19 protein-coding genes are annotated in these 19,766 nt (G+C 59.5%); 10 read left to right on the forward strand and 9 right to left on the reverse strand.

Features of this window, described 5'->3' with window-relative positions; translation table 11 throughout:
* Positions 1-103: 103 nt before the first annotated feature.
* Entirely contained in the window at positions 104-1,147 is a 1,044-nt protein-coding gene (mnmH, locus tag BXY66_RS10785; RefSeq protein WP_132860110.1) for a tRNA 2-selenouridine(34) synthase MnmH, read from the forward strand.
* Here the strand turns inward: mnmH and selD are convergent.
* The 7 genes from selD to BXY66_RS10820 form a co-directional block, all read right to left on the reverse strand.
* Positions 1,128-3,308 (reverse strand): selenide, water dikinase SelD, encoded by a 2,181-nt coding sequence (selD, locus tag BXY66_RS10790; protein WP_132860111.1) that lies wholly within the window; start codon positions 3,306-3,308, stop codon positions 1,128-1,130. The genes mnmH and selD overlap by 20 nt on opposite strands.
* Before the next feature lie 107 nt (positions 3,309-3,415).
* Positions 3,416-3,802 carry a carboxymuconolactone decarboxylase family protein gene (locus BXY66_RS10795; RefSeq protein WP_132860112.1) on the reverse strand — a complete coding sequence of 129 codons (387 nt, stop codon included), beginning with the start codon at positions 3,800-3,802 and terminating at the stop codon, positions 3,416-3,418.
* Entirely contained in the window at positions 3,799-5,250 is a 1,452-nt protein-coding gene (locus BXY66_RS10800) for an aldehyde dehydrogenase family protein (protein ID WP_132860113.1), read from the reverse strand. The genes BXY66_RS10795 and BXY66_RS10800 overlap by 4 nt, the downstream gene beginning before the upstream one ends.
* Entirely contained in the window at positions 5,247-5,999 is a 753-nt protein-coding gene (locus tag BXY66_RS10805) for a sulfotransferase-like domain-containing protein (RefSeq protein ID WP_132860114.1), read from the reverse strand. Before BXY66_RS10805 ends, BXY66_RS10800 begins: the two co-directional genes overlap by 4 nt.
* Positions 5,992-6,831, reverse strand: a complete 840-nt coding sequence (locus BXY66_RS10810; RefSeq protein ID WP_243694346.1) for an aspartate racemase/maleate isomerase family protein — start codon at positions 6,829-6,831, stop codon at positions 5,992-5,994. Before BXY66_RS10810 ends, BXY66_RS10805 begins: the two co-directional genes overlap by 8 nt.
* The gene (locus BXY66_RS10815; RefSeq protein WP_132860115.1) at positions 6,824-7,915 is read right to left on the reverse strand and encodes an aromatic ring-hydroxylating oxygenase subunit alpha; all 1,092 of its coding nucleotides are present in this window, start codon (positions 7,913-7,915) and stop codon (positions 6,824-6,826) included. The genes BXY66_RS10810 and BXY66_RS10815 overlap by 8 nt, the downstream gene beginning before the upstream one ends.
* Entirely contained in the window at positions 7,912-8,799 is an 888-nt protein-coding gene (locus tag BXY66_RS10820; RefSeq protein WP_132860425.1) for a MurR/RpiR family transcriptional regulator, read from the reverse strand. The genes BXY66_RS10815 and BXY66_RS10820 overlap by 4 nt, the downstream gene beginning before the upstream one ends.
* A 68-nt stretch (positions 8,800-8,867) precedes the next feature.
* Here BXY66_RS10820 and BXY66_RS10825 point away from each other — a divergent pair, with 68 nt between their 5' ends.
* The 4 genes from BXY66_RS10825 to BXY66_RS10840 all read left to right on the forward strand — a co-directional run bounded on the left by BXY66_RS10825 (position 8,868) and on the right by BXY66_RS10840 (position 13,508).
* Positions 8,868-11,327: an FAD-dependent oxidoreductase gene (locus BXY66_RS10825; protein ID WP_132860116.1), complete on the forward strand. Its 2,460-nt coding sequence runs from the start codon at positions 8,868-8,870 to the stop codon at positions 11,325-11,327.
* Between the two features lie 104 nt (positions 11,328-11,431).
* Positions 11,432-12,514, forward strand: a complete 1,083-nt coding sequence (locus BXY66_RS10830; RefSeq protein WP_243694347.1) for an alcohol dehydrogenase family protein — start codon at positions 11,432-11,434, stop codon at positions 12,512-12,514.
* On the forward strand, positions 12,511-13,107 hold the full coding sequence (locus tag BXY66_RS10835; RefSeq protein ID WP_132860117.1) for a dimethylsulfonioproprionate lyase family protein: 597 nt from the start codon (positions 12,511-12,513) through the stop codon (positions 13,105-13,107). Before BXY66_RS10830 ends, BXY66_RS10835 begins: the two co-directional genes overlap by 4 nt.
* Positions 13,104-13,508: a DUF1801 domain-containing protein gene (locus tag BXY66_RS10840; protein ID WP_132860118.1), complete on the forward strand. Its 405-nt coding sequence runs from the start codon at positions 13,104-13,106 to the stop codon at positions 13,506-13,508. Before BXY66_RS10835 ends, BXY66_RS10840 begins: the two co-directional genes overlap by 4 nt.
* 38 nt (positions 13,509-13,546) lie before the next feature.
* Here BXY66_RS10840 and BXY66_RS10845 read toward each other — a convergent pair whose 3' ends face one another.
* Both BXY66_RS10845 and BXY66_RS10850 read right to left on the reverse strand, forming a co-directional pair.
* Positions 13,547-13,984, reverse strand: a complete 438-nt coding sequence (locus tag BXY66_RS10845; RefSeq protein ID WP_132860119.1) for a hypothetical protein — start codon at positions 13,982-13,984, stop codon at positions 13,547-13,549.
* On the reverse strand, positions 13,981-14,307 hold the full coding sequence (locus tag BXY66_RS10850) for a hypothetical protein (RefSeq protein ID WP_132860120.1): 327 nt from the start codon (positions 14,305-14,307) through the stop codon (positions 13,981-13,983). The genes BXY66_RS10845 and BXY66_RS10850 overlap by 4 nt, the downstream gene beginning before the upstream one ends.
* Positions 14,308-14,451: 144 nt before the next feature.
* Between BXY66_RS10850 and BXY66_RS10855 the strand changes: the two genes are divergently transcribed.
* Genes BXY66_RS10855 through BXY66_RS10875 form a run of 5 tightly spaced genes read left to right on the forward strand, consistent with a single transcriptional unit; the run spans position 14,452 to position 19,745 of the window.
* On the forward strand, positions 14,452-15,564 hold the full coding sequence (locus BXY66_RS10855; RefSeq protein WP_132860121.1) for a mandelate racemase/muconate lactonizing enzyme family protein: 1,113 nt from the start codon (positions 14,452-14,454) through the stop codon (positions 15,562-15,564).
* On the forward strand, positions 15,561-16,163 hold the full coding sequence (locus tag BXY66_RS10860) for an NADAR family protein (protein ID WP_132860122.1): 603 nt from the start codon (positions 15,561-15,563) through the stop codon (positions 16,161-16,163). The genes BXY66_RS10855 and BXY66_RS10860 overlap by 4 nt, the downstream gene beginning before the upstream one ends.
* On the forward strand, positions 16,160-17,275 hold the full coding sequence (locus BXY66_RS10865) for a mandelate racemase/muconate lactonizing enzyme family protein (protein ID WP_132860123.1): 1,116 nt from the start codon (positions 16,160-16,162) through the stop codon (positions 17,273-17,275). Before BXY66_RS10860 ends, BXY66_RS10865 begins: the two co-directional genes overlap by 4 nt.
* Entirely contained in the window at positions 17,272-18,375 is a 1,104-nt protein-coding gene (locus tag BXY66_RS10870; RefSeq protein WP_132860124.1) for a mandelate racemase/muconate lactonizing enzyme family protein, read from the forward strand. The genes BXY66_RS10865 and BXY66_RS10870 overlap by 4 nt, the downstream gene beginning before the upstream one ends.
* An 11-nt stretch (positions 18,376-18,386) precedes the next feature.
* Positions 18,387-19,745 carry an aminotransferase class III-fold pyridoxal phosphate-dependent enzyme gene (locus tag BXY66_RS10875; protein WP_207911304.1) on the forward strand — a complete coding sequence of 453 codons (1,359 nt, stop codon included), beginning with the start codon at positions 18,387-18,389 and terminating at the stop codon, positions 19,743-19,745.
* The last annotated feature ends 21 nt before the right edge of the window (positions 19,746-19,766 follow it).

The following is a 19,766-nucleotide window of genomic DNA, read 5'->3' on the forward strand; positions in this document are numbered from 1 at the left end:
GGCCTCACCTGCTCTCTCGCAGGGATGACCCCACGGTCATCTTACTGGTTTTCGCGCGTTTTTGCCGTTACTCAAGAGCCACTCTGACAACCGGACGCTCGCCATGCCTGTAACGCTGACCAAACTCTCTGACCTCGCCGCATTGCCCTTCGACGAGATCATCGACGTCCGCTCTCCAGCCGAGTACGCCGAAGATCAAATCCCGGGCGCAATCTCTTTGCCAGCGCTCTCAAACGAAGAACGGGCCCGTGTTGGCACCATCTACGTTCAGGACGATCCTTTCAAAGCTCGCAAGATCGGCGCCGCGCTTGTGTCCCGCAATGTCGCGACACATCTCGAAGGATCGCTTGCGGACCGTGAAGGTGGCTGGAAACCGTTGGTCTATTGCTGGCGCGGAGGTCAGCGTTCGGGGTCCGTAGCGATCATTCTCAAGCAAATCGGTTGGCGCGCCGACACGGTTGATGGTGGCTACCAGAGCTATCGCCGCATGGTGGCCAAGGCGCTCTATGATTCAGACATGCCCTGCCCCATTGTGGTTATTGACGGCGGTACCGGAACGGCCAAAACCAGACTGCTGCATCACATCGCAGATCAGGGCGGCCAAACCCTTGACCTCGAAGCCATGGCGGAGCATCGCGGGTCACTCTTTGGACCTTTGGGTGATACGCAACCAAGCCAGAAAGCCTTTGAAAGTCGCCTTGCAATGGGCATGGCCAAACTCACCCCCGAGCGTCCGGTCTATGTGGAGGCAGAAAGTTCCAAGATCGGCCGCCTGATCATTCCCCCCACGCTATGGCAAGCCATGATCCAGGCCCCGAACCTGCGCATCACAGCCCCCCTGAAAGACCGCGCCGCACACACTCTGACCGCCTATCCGGATATGCTAGAAAACGGCGACAAGCTGGATGCTGTTCTTGAACAGATGACGCGCTATCACGGGCACGGGCTGGTTGCCGACTGGCGCACACTGGCCGCAGAGGGCAATTATCATGCGTTGGCAACCCAACTCATAGAAACTCACTACGACCCGCGCTATACCCGCATTTCGCGCGCGCAGGCGCCTGAAGCGCAGCCGATCGACTTGCCTGATCTGTCCGAAGAAACGCTGGCCACCACGGCAGCCACCATCATTGCGTCAGAACAATAGTGGCGTCCCCCGCGACCAGCCGTCCAATCACAGCTGCATCGTGTCCCAACGCCCGCAATTCGGTGACCAGATCTGTTGCATCTGTGGCATTCACAGCGGCAAGCAACCCACCCGCCGTTTGTGGATCATGAAGCAAAACCGCCTTCGCGCTGTCTGGCCCGAAAACCGGCGCCGCATCCAGATTGCTTTGATAGATCGTGCTACGATGACCGGCAGCCGCGAGCGCCTCGGCACCTGCATAGGTCGGAACGGACGCCAAATCGAGTTCGGCGGCAACTCCGGAGGCGCGGCAGATTGCCATCAGGTGACCCGCCAGACCGAAGCCGGTAACGTCGGTCATGGCGTGCGCATCTTGCAAGACACCGGCAGCATCGCTTTGCGGTACGGCCATACGCGCCAGCATCTCGGCGACATCACGCCCACGCGCCTTGCCTTGCATTTCCGCAGCCAGCACAGTGCCCGACCCGATAGGCCGCGTCAGTATCAAGGCGTCCCCTACCTGCGCGCCCGCAATTGTGATCGCTGAGCGGTCCAGAAGCCCCGTCAAGGTCAAGCCGATGGTCATCTCGGCGCCCATCGTCGAATGCCCGCCGACGATCTCGGCACCCGCCCCTTTCAGCACATCGCCGGCTTCCCGCAGAATCTCTGCCATCGTTCGAGCTTGAAGTGGTTCCGCCATGCGCGGCAGGATGATTGACAAAAGTGCGGCCTGCGGAGTGGCACCCATAGCCCAGATATCGCCCAGTGCGTGTACTGCCACAATCCGGGCCATCAGGCCCGGGTCTTCGTTAAATCCGCGCAGGTGATCCGTCGTCATGACCTGCTCTTTTTCGCCGATGGACAGCACCGCCGCGTCATCCCCCGGACCGGACAGCACATCCGCGCGCCCCAGCGACGGCATCCCCTGCAACGCCTTTGCAAGGGTGCCTGCGCCCACCTTGGAACCACAACCTCCACACATAGGCTGTTTGTCGAGCTGTCCGTCTGCGATCTCTCGCGGCACCTTTGGTTGGGGCATTGACGGCAAGCGATCAAACTTGCGCATGAACTTCCGGTCGATATGGTTTTTCCACCGCCACAATGGCGCTTTGAGACCAGTCCCAGAAAATGTCTTGCCGTACTTGGCTGCCAGAGCACGTTTGCCGCCCAAGGACACCAATTTGAGATAGTCTTCTTGCGGTTTGAAAGAGCGCATCCTCCGCCCGGTCAACGCCGCTTTGAGGTTGTGCTTCAACACCGGCGCAGCACGCACGGCAAAGACACCAGCCTTGGGGCGCGGTGTATCCGTCAGTTCGGCGCAATCACCAACGGCAAACAGATCGTCATATCCTTCGGCCTGCAACGTCTGAGACACCCGTACAAAGCCGCCGTCCGTAAGAGGCAGCGTCGAATTCGCCAGCCAGGGATGGGCAAACCCGCCTGCGGCGCCAACCGAAAACCGGCTGGCAACCTGTCGCCCATCCGCAAGCAGGACGCGGTCCCGAGTGACACCGACAACGCTTGCATCTGTGAGCACTTTGACACCCATTCGTGCCATGGCTTTTTGCAAAGGTTCCTCCGCGCCCGGCGTTTGCGGCGTAATCTTTTCCGACGCCTCAATCAGGGTGATCTTCGGCACCGCGCCTTTCACTTTGAGCGCATGCCCCATGGCCAATGCCAGCTCCACGCCGGCTATTCCGCCCCCGATCACAGCCACTTCCGGCGCGAGGTCGTTTTCCACAGCCTCCAGAAACGCCGCCCATTTCCTGGCATATCGATCAAGGGGCTTTGCCCCGATACCATACTCGGCAAACCCGTCGATAAACGGCAAATCACCGTGGATACCAACGTCAAGGGACGCCACATCATACCCGATCTCGCCCCGCCCCATGACGGTGACGGTTTTGGCGACAGGGTCAATGGAGGTCGCGGGCGCCATGATCAACCGCGCTCCTGCGAAACGGGCAAGCTTGACCAGATCGATCTCAAGGTCTTCGCGCGAGTAGTGACCCGCGATGTGTCCCGGAAGCATGCCGGAGTATGGCGCCGTCGGCCCGGGATTAATCAGGGTAAGACGCGCGCCAGCAAGTGGTTTCATGCCCCACATGCGCAGCACCAGCGCATGCGCATGTCCGCCGCCGACAAGAACAAGATCGCGCGTCAGTGGGTGTGGGCTATGCATGGATAAGGTCCGCAGAAGAGAGCTTTCTTCCGGAGTACCCCATCACAGAGGCGCCGCCAAGTTCAGCACGTACCGTGGATGCGCAACAGACCTGCCGCAAAGCCGGATCAAATGAGATCGCGTTCCTCGAACACGCGACGCGCCACGCGGAAACACTCCAAGCCTTGCGGCACACCGCAATAAATCGCCACCACATGAATGATGGCCCGCACCTCTTCAACAGAGACGCCATTGTTCAGCGCGCCTTTGAGGTGGGTCTCCCACTCCGCCATTTTTCCCAGAGCGCCAATCATACTGAGGTTCATCATCGACCGTGTCTTTGCATCGATCACGTCATCGCCCCAGCCAAAGCCCCAGCACCAGGCGGTCATCGCTTCCTGAAACGGCCGCGTAAAATCATCCGCTGCTGCGAGGTTTTTCTCCACGTACTCCGCGCCCAAAGTTGCTTTGCGCTGTTCCAACCCAATCAGGAAAAGATCCTCATCAAAACTCATGCCCCGCCTCCCAGCTTGATCGCCACATTTTTGGTCTGCACATAATTCCAGAGCGCCTCGCGCCCCTTTTCGCGGCCATAGCCGGATTTTCCATATCCGCCGAACGGCGTCTCGACTCCGCCGGCGTACCATTCGTTCACAAACACCTGCCCCGCGCGAACATCCCGTGCCGCACGCATCGCCCTATCGGTGTCGCGCGTGAAAACACCGCCAACAAGGCCATAGTCGGTGCCATTCGCGATCTCGACGGCTTCGGCTTCGCTGGCAAACGGCAAGACCGAAAGAACCGGACCAAACACCTCTTGCTGTGCGATTTCCATGTCCCCCGTGACCCCACTCAAAACAGTAGGCTCCATGAAGGCGCCGGCGCGATTGAGCGCCCTTCCGCCGGTCACCACGCGTGCGCCTTGCTCCTGAGCACGGCTGACCATGTGCACGGCGCGGTCTCTCTGGCCTTCGCTCACCATCGCACCCATATTTGCGCCGAATTCCGGGCTCTCCTCCCCGGGCCGCACGATCAGGCCGCTCGCGATTTTTGCGGCGCGTTCGACCAGTTCATCATGGCGGCTCTCGTGCACGATCACTCTGGACATGGCAGAGCAAACCTGCCCCGCATTGAAGAAAATCCCCCAGCGAATGTCGGTTTCGAATGCCTCCAGATCCGCGTCTTCATGCACGATCGCCGCTGACTTGCCGCCAAGTTCAAGCACGCAGGGCACGACGTTGGCGGCCGCAGCCGTGGCAATGGCAATGCCGGTCTGAACAGAGCCGGTGAACACGATCTGGTTCACGTCCGGATGCCCTGCCAAAGCGGCCCCTGCATCGCGCCCTAGGCCGCAAAGCACGTTCACCGCGCCGTTCGGAAGTCCGACATGCTCGGCCGCTTTCGCAAACCATGCATTCGTCAAAGGTGTCAGTTCGGGCGACTTGATGACGCAAGCGTTTCCCGTCGCGAGCGCTGCTGACAACGAACGTGCGGTCATCTCCACCGGATAGTTCCAGGGAATGATCTGTGCCGAAACGCCCATCGGCTCGTAAGTGGTGAAATCAAAATAGCCGGCGCCCAGCGGAATTGACCGGCCTTCCACCGTTTCAGCCTGATTTCCATAGTATTCGAAGTACCGCGCAGCGCCTTCAATTTCGATCCGGCTTTCCCAGAGCGGCTTGCCCTGCTCCGCCGTAAGGACCGGTGCGATCTCGTCGAGATTCTCCAGCAGATACCGCCCCATCGCCTGCACCATGCGCCCGCGCTCGACAGGGCGCAAGTCGCGCAAGGCGCCAGACCGATGCACCCGCCTCGCAGCTTGGACAGCTTTGTCGACATCCCCAGCATCCGCCAGTGCATGTTCAGCTATCTGCTCCGAAGTGGCGGGATCTTGCACCGCGATCCGGCCTGCACCGCCGTCGACCCACGCACCGTCGATAAAATTCTGCCAGTAGCTTTTCATGCCTTTTCCTCAGGTCTCAGCCGATGCGCAAACATTCGGTCATAGTGTGGTTTCATGCGACGGTGCACCGCGTGCACTCGCTCCGGCAGGTCCGCGAGCGACACATAGCGTCGCGGCTGCGCAACAAGTCCGGTGGACTTCGCCAAATTCGAGTGGAAAGACCCACCATCCCACCAACTGTGTGCAGAAGGATCCCCGCCAGCTTCCCAGCTTAGTGCTTCGGGCTTAAATGGGAGCCCGACGGCTGCACAGAACGCCTCGGTCATACCCTCGGGATTTTCAAGCAAATCGTCACTGTCGATCACAGGCGGCGGCGATCCATTGAGCGCCCACAACAAATCGAACAGGGCCCGCTGCTCGGGAAACCCAACCTCGCCTTCGTGAAAATCCGGCCATTTGTCGGCCATCGAAGTGATGGTCTTTGCCGGATCACGGATCAGAAAAGCATGGGTAAAATGGCCAAGAAACTCGAAGTCCCACATGTGGCTGATGTAGTGCGGAAAGTCCTTGAGAAAGACGGGGCCATTTTGGGCCAACGCCTGAATGTCAGCCCAGACACTTTCAAGCGTGAGGCCAGGTGTCACAACCTCGCCTTCCTTGTACCTGTGCCAAAGTGGTTCTTCGCCTTGATACCAAGCCTCTCCAAACGGCTCGTGCAGACACTCCAGATCGCCCCTCTGGCGCATCATCCACTCAAACGCGGTAGAGGTCGATCTGGGCACAGCCCATAAAGCAACGATTTTATGCATTTAGGCTCTCCAGCAAAGTCCCGCGCGCTATTGTCGGCGCCAGCCCGAGGCTCTTGAAAACGCGCCAATAAAGCGCGGTGTCATGCCCCACGACCGGCTTGCCAAGTCGCGCTTCCAGCATCCTTGTCAAATGCAGAGGACGCTCTGGCAATCCATTGGCACCACTGCGAAAATTACACATGCCGTTTATCAGGTAAGCATCTGCTTCAGGCGCCTGTTCGGCCACATAATCAAAGGATTTCGCGGCAAGATTGCCTTCAAACACCCAACGGCAGTCGTTCACATCTTCTTGGCTGTCAAACCAACCTTGGTCATGAAAATTACCGGCCCAGAGAACGTCAAACCCCGCTTCTTCAAGAAACCGGACTGTACCCTGCCACCAAGCTGGCCAATGATAGGCGGCATTCAGCGCAACTTTCTCGACATTGAGAGCCCGCAGGGCCTCCACCATCGCATATCCCGCCATGTGAAAATGAAGGTCGAAGCGTTCTGACAAGGCTTCGCAATGTGCACGAACCCCTTCCACACCGAGGCCGCTGGCATGCACCCAATTCGACCCGACTTGCGCCGCCACATCTGCGCCATTTCGCGCACTCAAGTGGCAGAAATCCTCCATCATCGAGAAGTTGGCTTTGCGCTGATCCAGCCCGTGCACATAGTCCGGCACATGCAGCATCCAGCCGTGCACCCCGACACTGTCGGGCGCCATCCGCAGGAAATCACTTGGCGCAGCATCATAGTCAAACGGAGGACAGGTGAACGTCACCTGATGCTGGAACAGTTTGTGCTCCTCGCGCCAGTTTTCCGGCATCATCATGTCCCGCTCACCCATCCACTGCCTCGCGCATCCATTGCTGCAACCGCCGGATGGAATGTTCGCTCATCACGCCGCATGCAGGATCCAGCACCAGCGGACCGGGAACATATCCGCGTGATTGCAATCCGCGCTGAACGGACTCAACCAATTCGATGTCCTCGGCAACGGTGGTTTCCCGATCCTGCACCGCCAACTTGCGAATGACGTCACTTTCTTCACCTTCAACGGTGTACCAACCGCGCCAGACCGTGCATTGGTCCACCGCCTCAGCCCGCCAGTGATAGGTATTCAGCACGTTGCCCGGATAACACTGGAACGAAAACATCGGCCAAAGAAACCAGCTCTGATAGTCCCCTGCATGCGGCACGGACATATCGATGGGGTAAGTCATTTTCTCAAGGCTCTGGCACTCGGTCACATGACGCAGGACGTACCCTCCACCGGCGTCTGGCTGAATATCGTAGGTTTCCGGCTTAACCACCCCTTCGGCAAAAGTCGGGTGGTTGGTCGGGCAGTGGTAACACTCCGAATAGTTTTCAACAGAGACCTTCCAGTTGCAGTTTTCGGGGCATTCAACCCACTCCACGGGCGCAAGTTCGCGCACATGGGGCACATATTCCGCAATCTCAGCCCGAACACCCGGATACCACTCGTCCATCGGAGCAGCATCTTTGTCGAGGTTTACAAACAGGAACCCAAGAAAATCCTCGCAGCGTACTTCGGTCAGACACACCTTGGCCCGATCAAACCCCGGTACGGATTTGATATTCGGGCCAGCCCGCAACCCGCCGGTAAGCTCGTAGGTCCACTGGTGATAGGGGCAGACGACCACGCGGGTGCTGCCGGTGCCCTCGACCAACTGATGCGCCCGATGCTGGCACACATTGTAGAAAACGCGCACGACCATATCGCGTCCGCGAATGGCAAAAAGGCTCTCCCCGGCAATCTCGAAAGCGAAATAGGCCCCAACCTCGGGGATTTGGCTGACATGCCCGGCAAATTGCCACGTTCGGGACAGCAAGCCTTGCTTCTCTGCCTCGTAAACCTCTGGCGCCGTGTAATACCGCGCCTCCAGCGAGCGTGTCAGTGCCTCTGTCATGTCGCCTCGTCCTTGTAGATGCCAAGCTGGTGCCGGCGGGCGTGGAATTTTTCCACCCGCTCAACGATCTCCGGTGTCGCGACCGCGATCACAAAACTGAGCAGGGTTTCAAGCAGTGCGATGGTGCTGACCGAACTCGGGAAAAACTGAGGGGTATCTGCTGCGACCACAAACCCGTGGTCCGCCCCGCGAATGATCGGACTGGCAAGGCTGTCGGAGATCCCCACCACGGTCATGCCTTGTTCTTTGGCAATCTGTACTGCCTCGACGACCTCGGTCCGATAGGGCTTACAGGTAATGGCAATCAGCACATCGCGGCTGTCCGCCCAGGCCAGATCGTCGACCGCCGTAGAGCCCGGGCGCGGGATCGCATTGAACTGCGTCATCCCTGTGGAGGCCAAATAGGTAAAGTTTCGCGCGTTGGAATTGTTCACGCCCACGCCAAGGGTGTAGACGGTGCGCGAATTCCAGATCGCCTCCGCCGCCTCGCGCAGCGCATCTTCAGAAACACCCGCAAAGGTTTCTTCTATGTTGCGGATCGCCGCGCCGACCATATCGGCATAAAGCCCGCCCAGCCCTCCGGACTGACGCACTTCCTGCAACCAGCGCGCCCGATCCGGAAATCCGACGTGCCCCTCGCGAATCGCCTCCTTGAACGGCTCGCGAAAATCCTCGTACCCCTCAAAGCCAACCTGCCGCGCCATGCGCACAAAGGTATTGGGTTTCACCTCCGCGAATTCCGCGATTTCGCGCACGGTCGAAACCCCAACAGAATTAGGGTTTTCAAGCACATAGCGCGCAGCTTTTTGCGCCTCGGGCGTGAGGTTGTCCCACTCCCCGCTCAGGCGCTCCAAAACGGTATTTGATACATCTGTGTCATTCATGATTGACGACGGTACAGATGATTGCATAGCTTGCCAAGAGCAAACATCTGTACCGAGCGAGTCGTAAAATGGCACAAAAAGATCTCCCCTCTCACGCCCGTGTTGTGATCGTTGGCGGCGGCGTCATGGGTGTCGGACTGGCCTATCATCTGGGTCACGAAGGCTGGGGCGCGGACACGGTCCTTCTGGAAAAGGCTGAACTAACGTCCGGATCGACCTGGCATGCCGCAGGTCAGATTACGCACTCGACATCGTCCTTCTCGCTTGGCAAATGCGTCGATTACAACATCGATCTCTACTCCGGTGCGCTGGAGCGGGAAACGGGCCAACCCGTGACATGGCACGGCTGCGGGTCGTTCCGCCTCGCGTACACAGACGACGAAATGGATTGGTTACGACACACACTGGCCGTGGGCCGCAGCCTTGGCTTCAACATTGAATTGGTCGATCCGGCTTTCGTCGCAACCAAGCACCCTTTCTATAATCTCGAGGGGGTAAAAGGAGCTCTATATACTCCGGATGACGGTCACGTTGACCCGACAAACGTGACGATGTCGATGGCCGCCGGCGCCCGTGCAAAGGGTGTACAAATCTTCCGCCACACCCGAGCCACCAAAATAACTCAAGCGCACAATGGTGAATGGATCGTGGAAACCGAGCGCGGCACCATCACCTGTGAACATGTGGTCAACGCGGGCGGCACCTATGCGCGTCAAATGGGCGAGTGGTCCGGCCTTCAACTGCCCATGACCTCAATGACGCACCACTACTTTGTGACAGAACCGGTTCCCGAATTTGCCAATCTCGACCGTGAACTGCCTGTCATTCGCGATGACAAGAAAGTGTCCGGCTACATCCGCATGGAACAACAACGCGGCCTTATCGGGATCTACGAAAAGGAAAACCCCAATTCGGTCTGGCACGACGAGTGCCCTTGGGAATACGAAAACTGGCTGTTTGATGCAGACTATGACCGTGTCATGCCGTGGCTTGAGGAAAGCCTCAACCGGATGCCGATTTTCGCCGAACTCGGAATCACGCGCGAAGTCCACGGCGCCATCAGCCACCCGCCGGACGGCAATCCGCTGGTTGGCCCTGCCCCGGGTGTGCGTAATTACTGGTGCTGCTGCGGCACTCAAATCGGCATCGGCTGGGGCCCCGGTCTGACACGAGAACTCGCCCGCTGGATGGTGCACGGTTCGGCTGACATCTCCATGCGCGACTATGACCCTCGCCGCTTCGGCGACTACGCCACCAAAGACTGGCAGGTGATCAAGGCACGGGAAGACTACTGCCTCCGTCACGAAATCCCTTTCCCGCATTTCAACCGGCTTGCAGGCAGACCGGTCAAACCTTCCCCGCTCTATGAGACTTTGAACTCCAAAGGCGCGGTGCACGAAGAAGTCTATGGCCACGAACGCCCCCGCTGGTTCGCGCGCAACGGCGTCGCACAAGAAGACCACTACGGTTTCGGGCGTACACCGGTGCACGATATGGTCGCTTTGGAATGCAAGGCTGTGCGCGAGGCCGCCGGCATCATGGACATCTCGGCTTTCACCAAGGTCGAAGTCACCGGCCCCGATGCCGAGAAGCTTCTCGATTACCTGTGTGCCAATCGCCTGCCGCAAAAGACAGGCGGCATCGCCCTGACACATATGCTCAACCGCGCGGGTCGGATCGAACTGGAATGCACTGTCGTGAAACTTGCGGACGCGCGGTACTACCTCGTCTGCGCCGCGTTCTTCGAACAACGCTTGCTCGATCACATCGCGGCCCATCAACACAGCCACAACATCACCACCATCAACCGCTCCAACGACTGGTGCGCCCTTTCCCTGAATGGCCCCCGCAGCCGGGACATCATGGCCGCCTGTACTGACGCCCCGCTCGACAACGCAAGCTTCCGATGGCTGTCCGCCCAAAAAATTACCCTTGCCGGACATCCGGTGTGGGCTTTCCGGATGTCCTATGCCGGCGAACTGGGATGGGAACTGCACATGGAACGCGCGGCAACGCTCCCGGTCTACGAAGCCCTTTCCGCCGCTGGCGATGCCCATGGTCTTACGGACTACGGCAGTTTCACCATGAACGCCCTGCGCATGGAGAAAGGTTTCAAAGGCGCAGGCGAACTGACCAATGAAGTCACACTGGCCGAAGCCGATGTTTTGCGGTTTGCCCGCACCGACAAAGACTATCTCGGCAAGGAAAAAACTCTGAACAGCGACGCCATGCCTTGGGTCTGCGCCTATCTGGAAATCGAGCCAGATGGCGCACATGACGGCCACGGTGGCGAAGCCGTTTTGCTCGACGACACGGTCGTTGGCTCGACCGCGTCGGTTGCTTACGGCCATACCGTCGGCAAAATCCTCGCATTCGCCTATCTCAAACCCGCGGCAGCACAGCCCGGCACAAACCTGTCGGTCCTGATAGCGGGCCTGACGCGGACCGCCCGCGTTTTGGCCGAGCCGATCTATGATCCCATGTCCACATTGCCGCGCACCGACGCGCAGCCACGCGCGGCCGAATAAGGAGACGACGTCCAACTTCTTTTGCAAAAAACAGATTGGAGGTGTCACACTAGGTGCGACAAAGACCGCCCCTCCATTTCGATCCCAACATAGGACCGACCAAGATGACCATACCGACCACCATGAACGCCATGATACTCACCGGGCACGGGGACCTGGAAATGTACGAATGGCGCACTGACTGGCCTGTCCCGACTCCGGCTTCAGATCAGGTTCTGGTGCGTGTTGGCGCCTGCGGTCTCAACAATACCGATGTGAATACGCGCGTGGGCTGGTACTCCAAAGCCATCTCGGGGGCAACGGACGCTGCCACCGATGCTACTCCGGACGAAGATGACCCCACATGGGGCGGCGCACCGATCACCTTTCCGAGGATCCAAGGCGCAGACGTTTGCGGCGAAATCGTTGCTGTCGGCGCTGACATCAGTCCAGATCGCATTGGCGAACGCATCATCACCGACAACTGGCTGCGCGATCCTGACGATCTGCTGAACATGAACAAAACCGGCTACTTCGGGTCGGAAATGGATGGTGGCTACGCGGAATACACCGTCCTGCCTGCACGCAACGCTCTGTCCGTCAAATCAGCACTCTCTGACGCGGAACTGGCAACCTTTTCCTGCTCCTATTCAACCGCCGAAGGCATGCTTGAACGGGCCAAGGTCACGGCCGCCGACACCGTCCTCATTCCGGGTGCATCAGGGGGCGTGGGTGGCGCACTTGTGCAACTGGCAAAACGCCGTGGCGCCCGCGTTGTCGCGCTGGCGTCCGAAGCCAAACACGGCGACGTGGCCGCACTCGGAGCCGACATCGTCCTGCCGCGCGCGCCGGACAATATCCGCAAAGCGCTGGGAGACGAGAAAATCACAGTGCTCGCCGACGTCGTTGGTGGGCCTAACTGGCCGACGCTAGTGGATGTTCTTGAAAGAGGGGGGCGCTTGACCACCTCCGGTGCCATCGCCGGTCCGATGGTCGATCTGGATTTGCGCACGCTCTATCTGCGCGATCTGACTTTCACAGGATCCACTATCATTGATCTCGAGGTCACTCCAAACCTGATCCGCTACATTGAGGCCGGCGATATCAAACCCGCACTTGCCGCCACCTATCCGTTGGAAGAGCTGCGTGACGCGCAGGCTGCCTTCATCGAGAAAAAACACACCGGCAACATCGTGGTCGTACCGTGACACGGCAGGTGTGGGATACGCTTCTTCAGGAAGTCAGAAAGACACATGAAGCGCATGTGGACCTGCGGTCTTTCTGCGCGTTCCCCACCGACATTATCCCGCAAGACGTGGCGCCATTCCACATTCCGGCAGCGGACCTATTCACATCAGAAAACGACTTGGCAGACGCGAAGCAACCTGCACTTTGGAACGCCTTGCGATTGGCATCTCCGCATGCACGGTGGCGGGAAACCTACAAGGACACGGACATTGGGGACGATTTTATGTCCCGCTTTGGATGCTACTGCATTATCGGTGACGGCGGCGCCTTCTCCAGTCGGCAAATGTGGGCTTGGATGGTCTACATGCCTGCCGAATTGCCTTACCCATTCCACGAGCACCCCGGCGAGGAAATCTATCTTGTGATCGCCGGATCGGCGACCTTTCACGCACACGGAAAACCTGCTCGCACCTGTGCGCCGGGTGACACGGTTTTTCACGCCGCCAACCAACCGCATGCGACCGACACGCACAGTCGCCCATTGTTGGCTCTGGTCCTGTGGCGCAACGGCTTTGACAGCCCGCCTGTTCTCACTCCGACGGAGACGACATGACTGAATCCACAGATGTTTCCGACCTCATCACAGCCCTGCCGGAACAGCCCCGCAGCGCGATGCTCAACCTGCGTGCACTCATTCACGCAACAGCAACAGAAACCGGAGTCGCAGTTGAGGAAGCTCTCAAATGGGGACAGCCCAGCTTTGCGCCCCCCAAGCGGATCGGCACGCCAATCCGGCTGAACTGGTCTCAGAAAACGCCGGACCGCATCGACCTGCTTGTGCATTGCCAGACAACACTGGTCAGTGACTGGCGCGCACTCTTTCCCGAGTTTTCCTACGACGGAAGCCGCGCGCTCCACATCCCGCTGGATCGGGAGATCAGCAAGGACGCGCTTTCGGTTCTGATCGCCAGTGCGCTGACCTATCGGAAAAAAGCAAAAGCGGGCGAAACATGACCTGCGCCGCCCGCTTCCCTGACTTGTCCGACAAGGGCCTACCCCTGCGCCACTTCCGGTTCAGGAAGCGCGACGGCATAGAGAGGATCCTGTGCATCGTTGACCTGCGTCACAACCTGCGGGCACCGATGGCATGCCGGCGCACCTTCCTGCCGATACCATCGGCAGGTCTTGCGGACCGCGCAAGGCGGCAGGCCGTCGACCGTCGGTTCCAAAGACCGCGCAATGCGGGTGGCCAATTGGCACGCCCCGTCGGAAAAATGGGTGCATTTGCTGCTCACGCAGGGGGCCGCGAACCGGTAAACCAATGTGGGAGGAACATTACCGGTCGCGTCCAGCACCGCATCGCTGACCGCAAGCGTGGCATTGAGGTACCTCAACTCCGCGCTGTCACCATCGCGTTCAACGACACCAAGCACCTGCGCCCCGTCCATGTCCGGTTGGGACGATGGACAGGTCAGAGTGTCATCCGTCAAAACAACTCTCGCATAATGATCGGCTCCACCGGGAAAAATCCGGCTGTAACGCCGCCATCAAAAACGCGCACGCTCGGTCTGGCACCCTCGGCGACAGGCCCCATCATCGACGCAATTTTCTTGGACGCATCCAACATCTGTACCGCATCAAACCGGTCAAATACGGGATCGCGCCAAATTAGGCCCACAGTCCCGATGTCGGGGAAAATGCCGATGTCGACACCGGCGCCGAGTTCCTTCATGCGACTGCCCAGCACTTCATGCGCCGCCTTTTCGGCGACGGCGGTAAGTTCTTCAACAGAAATGGAATTCGCTCGTTTCATAATACTCTCCAAACAAAAAAACTATAAAAATAAGGCCTCGCACCAACGTGCGGAAACGGCGCGAAACCAAGCAGAACTTAGCACAAATCGACTTTTTTCTAAAGGTAAGGGTCTCCTCCAGACCGCGCCGAACGAGGTGCGCGTATGAAAATCACCCGTATCCGAATTTACAAAACACCCTTGCCCTACGTTGACGGAAGCTATGGTTGGGGTGCCGGAAATGCCATCGAAACAGCAATCGCCTCAGTGGTTGTGATCGATACCAACGCAGGTCTTCAGGGATGCGGCGAGTTCACGCCTTGTGGCGAAAACTACATGGTGGCCCACTCAGAAGGGGTTGAGGCGCTTGCTAAACTGGTCGCTCCAAAGCTGCTGGGTGCGGACCCGCGGCAACTGGGGCAGATCGAGCAAATTCTGGACAACACCGTGCAAGGCCACGGCTATGCCAAAGCGCCCTTCGATGCCGCCTGTTGGGACATTCTCGGCAAGGCGAGTACCCAACCTGTCTGGATGCTGCTCGGAGGCAAGCTCACGGAGGGAGCTCCAATGTACCGGGTGGCGCCCCAGAGGTCGCGCGAGGAAACCATCGCCGAACTCGACCGCCACCGGGCCAATGGCTATCGCCAGTTCCAGATCAAAGTCGGATCTGACTGGGCCACCGATATCGAACGCATCCGCGCCACTGTGCCGCTTTTGAAACCGGGCGAAAAGGCCATGGCCGACGCCAATCAGGGTTGGCGCGTGGACAATGCCATAAGGGTGGCCCGAGCAACGTGTGATTTGGATTACATTCTTGAGCAGCCGTGCCGCACTTACGAGGAATGTCAGCAGGTTCGCCGGGTTGCCACTCAGCCGATGAAACTTGATGAATGCCTGACCGGCATGCACGTAGCCCAACGCATCGTCGCAGATCGAGGGGCCGAAGTCTGTTGCCTGAAACTCTCCAACCTCGGCGGTCTGACCAAAGCCCGCCGCGTGCGCGACTACCTGGTCGAAAACCGCATCCCTGTGGTGGCCGAAGACACCTGGGGCGGCGAAATTTCGTCCTCGGTGGTGGCCCACTTCGCTGCCTCAACGCCGCCGGAATACCTGCAAAACACAACCGACCTGATGAACTACAACACCCGCTCCACCGGCATCGGCGGTCCCGTTGCAAGGGATGGAAAACTCTACGCCCCCGACCTACCGGGTCTTGGCGTCGATCCCGATTTTGATAGCCTCGGCACAGCCGTAGCTACATTTGAGACGCCAACGTGAGTACACCAAAGTACAATCAGCAGTGGGCTATTGACGCCGCTCGCCACCCCAAAACCAAGTTCCTTTTCTTCTGGAGCCACAAAGGCCGTGCAGACCAGGCCTCACCGGCCGTGTTCAGCCAATGGTTCCCCGCTGGTTTCTCCCATCGCGGCATTCGATATGACACAGCAGAACATTGGATGATGGCGGAGAAAGCCCGCCTGTTTGGCGACACAGCGACCGAAGCCCAAATCCTTGGCGCCAAAGACAACCCCGGTAAAGCCAAAGCGCTCGGGCGTCAGGTCGCTGACTTCGACGGCACCATTTGGGATCGTGAGTCCTACGGCATCGTCTTGCGCGGCTGCATCCTGAAATTTCGCAAAAACACGGACCTAGGCAGATACCTTCAGACCACGGGGAGCAAAATACTCGTCGAAGCAAGCCCGATGGACCCAATTTGGGGTATCGGGCTGGGCAAGGACGATCCGGCAGCCTCCGATCCCTCCAAATGGCAAGGTGGCAATCTTTTGGGCTTCGCCTTGATGGAGGCACGCGACCGACTCCGCGACGGCGATTTTTCCGATCTTCCAGAATTGGCAGAGGACACAGAGCCACAATGAAAATCACCCGCATCACTGTCTTCCACAAAGACTTGCCGCTCGAGCACCCCTACTGGCTCTCCGGCGGGCGCCTCAAGTTCGAGGTGCTGGACGCCACATTTGTGCGCATCGACACGGATGCGGGGATCACGGGCTGGGGCGAAGGCACACCGTGGGGGCACACTTATGTGCCAGCCCACGGGCCCGGCATCCGCGCAGGCATCCAGACAATCGCCCCTTTCCTGACTGGGCTGGACCCGCGCCGCGTGCTCGATGTCGAACGCGCCATGGACCTCGCTCTGCCCGGCCATCTTTACGCAAAATCCCCGATTGATATGGCCTGCTGGGACATCGCCGGACAGGCCGCAGGCTTGCCAATAGCCGATTTGATGGGCGGTGGATCCCGCACGCCCCGCCCGATCGCAAGCTCTGTCGGCGCAAAAACTGTCGACGAAACCCGCGCCGTCATGGATCGCTACCGCCAGCGCGGCTATGTCGCCCATTCCGTCAAAATCGGAGGAGACGTAGAACGAGATATCGCGCGTATCCGGGATGTCGAAAGCATCCGGCGCGAGGGCGAAATCGTGCTGTATGATGTAAACCGCGGCTGGACGCGACAACAGGCTTTGCGAGTCATGCGGGCAACCGAAGATCTGCACGTGATGTTCGAACAACCCGGCGAAACGCTGGACGACATTGCTGCTATTCGCCCCCTCCATAGTGCTCCTGTGTCCGTCGACGAATCCCTCGTAACGTTGCAGGACGCCGCCCGCATCGCACGCGATGGGCTGGCTGAGGTATTTGGCATCAAGCTCAATCGCGTCGGGGGGCTGACAAAGGCCGCCCGCATGCGGGACATAGCACTGGCGCACGGCATCGACATGTTTGTCATGGCGACCGGCGGATCGGTTCTGGCCGATACAGAAGCCCTGCACCTCGCCGCAACCATCCCGGATCATGCCTGCCACGCGGTCTGGGCCTGCCAGGACATGCTGACCGTCGACATCGCGGGCGGGCGCGGCCCCCGCAACCAAGACGGACATTTGCACTTGCCGGAAACGCCGGGCCTTGGGGTCCATCCGGATGAGGAGGCCCTCGGCCCGCCCGTTGCAACGTACGAGGCCACCGCATGAAACTCACCCGCGTCTCTGTCTGGCAGGTGCCGCTGACCAGTCACGAAACATACTACATGGCGGACGGAAAAACCTGCGATACGGTAACAACGACCGTGGTCCGCTTGGACACGGACACGGGGCTCTCCGGTTGGGGCGAAGTCTGCCCGATTCCGCATTATTTGCCCGCATATTCCGGCGGTGTGGTCCCTGCCATTCAGGAAATGGTCCCGGTGCTTCTAGGAGCCAGCCCAATTGGTCCGGAAGCCCTGATGGAGCGGCTCAACAAACACCTCCTTGGCCACGATTATGCAAAATCCGCAGTCGACACAGCGCTTTGGGACTTAACCGCACAGGCCGCGGGCCTGCCGCTCTATGCGCTGCTTGGTGGGCGTGCTGTCAAGGACATGCCGCTTTATCATTCCGTCACCTGCATCGCACCCGAAGAAATGGCCCGCATTGCCAAGGACGCCTTTGCGCAGGGCATGCGCCAGTTTCAGGTCAAACTCGGCGCCGATGCCAACTGGGAAGCCGATGTTGCGCGCCTCATTCAGGTGCGCGAGGCAGTTGGTCAGGGACCGCTGGTCTATGGGGATTGGAACTGCGGCGCGGACGCACTGACGGCCACACGGGTCGGGCGCGCGGTGAGCCACCTCGACATCATGCTGGAACAGCCCTGCGCAACCATCGAAGAATGCGCCCATGTGCGCAAAGCAACGGGCTTGCCGATGAAGCTTGATGAAAGCGCAAGGGACATCGATAGCCTGATCGCCGGCCATCAGGCTGGCTGCATGGACGCCGCGGCGCTGAAACTTTCAAAAATGGGGGGCTTGTCCGCCATGCGCCGGTGCCGCGATCTTTGTCTGACGCTCGGAACGCAGATGTGCATCGAAGACACTTGGGGCAGCGACATCACCACTGCCGCGCTTCTGCATCTTGCAGCCAGCACACCGCAGCGGGGGATCATGAACACGTGCGATCTGTCACACTATGTTGGCCCACGGCTTGCACCTGACGGTCCAACCCGCAGTCAGGGGCGCATCGCCCCACCCGAAAGTGCGGGTTTGGGCGTCACTCCGGACTCCGCCGCACTTGGCCAGCCAACCGCTATTTTCGACTAAGGACGCATCCAATGAACGAGCTTCCAAACATGTTCCCGACCGATGATCCAGACTGGGTCAAAGACATGCACGCTGACCATTACCTGCAAAGCTGGTCTCCGCAGGGCAACCGCCCTCGCGTGATCACCGGAGCGCAGGGATCGTGGTTCTGGGACAGCGACGGGAAACGGTATCTGGATTTCCAAAGCCAACTGGTCAATGCAAACCTCGGCCACCAGCACCCGAAGATCGTGCAAGCGATCAAGGATCAGGCCGACAAGCTTTGCTACATCGGACCCGCAATGGGCAGCGATGTACGTTCGGAACTTGCCGCGCTGATGGTCGACATCACGCCAAGCGACATCACGTCGACCTTTTTCACAACCGGCGGCGCGGCCGCCAACGAGATGGCCGTGCGTCTGGCCCGCCACTACACGGGCCGCCACAAAATTATCGCGCGATACCGCAGCTACCATGGCGCGACCGGCGGCACGTTGTCACTTACCGGTGACCCCCGGCACCATCTGACCCGCGCGGACATGCCTGGTGTCGTGCGCATGCTCGATCCTTATCTCTATCGCTTGCCCACCGGACACACCGACCCTGCCAACTGTCCCGTTGCGAAAGGGGGGCCGCATCTCGAAGAGTTGCTGATGTACGAAGACCCCAACACGGTTGCTGCGGTCATCCTTGAACCGGTCGTCGGCACCAACGGCATCATCGTGCCGCCTGATGGCTACATGCAGTCGATCCGCGAGACCTGCTCCAAATACGGCATCCTGCTGATTGCTGATGAGGTCATGGCCGGCTTCGGGCGCACCGGAAAATGGTTCGCCGTCGATCACTGGGGGGTAACACCCGACATCCTGACCTCAGCCAAAGGGATCAACTCGGGCTATGTGCCGCTGGGCACCATGTCGGTCACAACGGAAATCCATGACTGGCTCCGGACCCGTGCCTTGCCCGGTGGCCTGACATACGCCGGCCATCCGCTGGCCTGCGCCTCCGGTGTGGCCGCGATCCGTGCAATGCAGGACGAAGATACCCTCACTCACGCGACCAAAATGGGGCACCTGTTGCGTGCCGAACTCTCGAAACTTGCAGAGCGCCACCCCTCTGTTGGCGACATTCGCGGACTGGGCATGTTCAACGGTATTGAGCTGGTGAAAGATCGCACGACCAAGGAACCGCTCGTACCCTTTGCCGCCAAGGGAGAAGCCGCAAAACCGATGAGCGATATGATGGCCTTTGCCATGAATGAAGGTCTCTATTTGAGCTTCTTCTCGAACGTGATCCGGCTCACTCCGCCTTTGAACATCTCCGAGGAAGACCTATTGCACGGCCTCTCCATTCTGGACCGGACTTTGGAGATCGCGGACGCCGCGCGTTGACGGTGCTAGCCTGCTTGGCTC

Source organism: Shimia isoporae, assembly GCF_004346865.1.
GTDB lineage: Bacteria > Pseudomonadota > Alphaproteobacteria > Rhodobacterales > Rhodobacteraceae > Shimia > Shimia isoporae.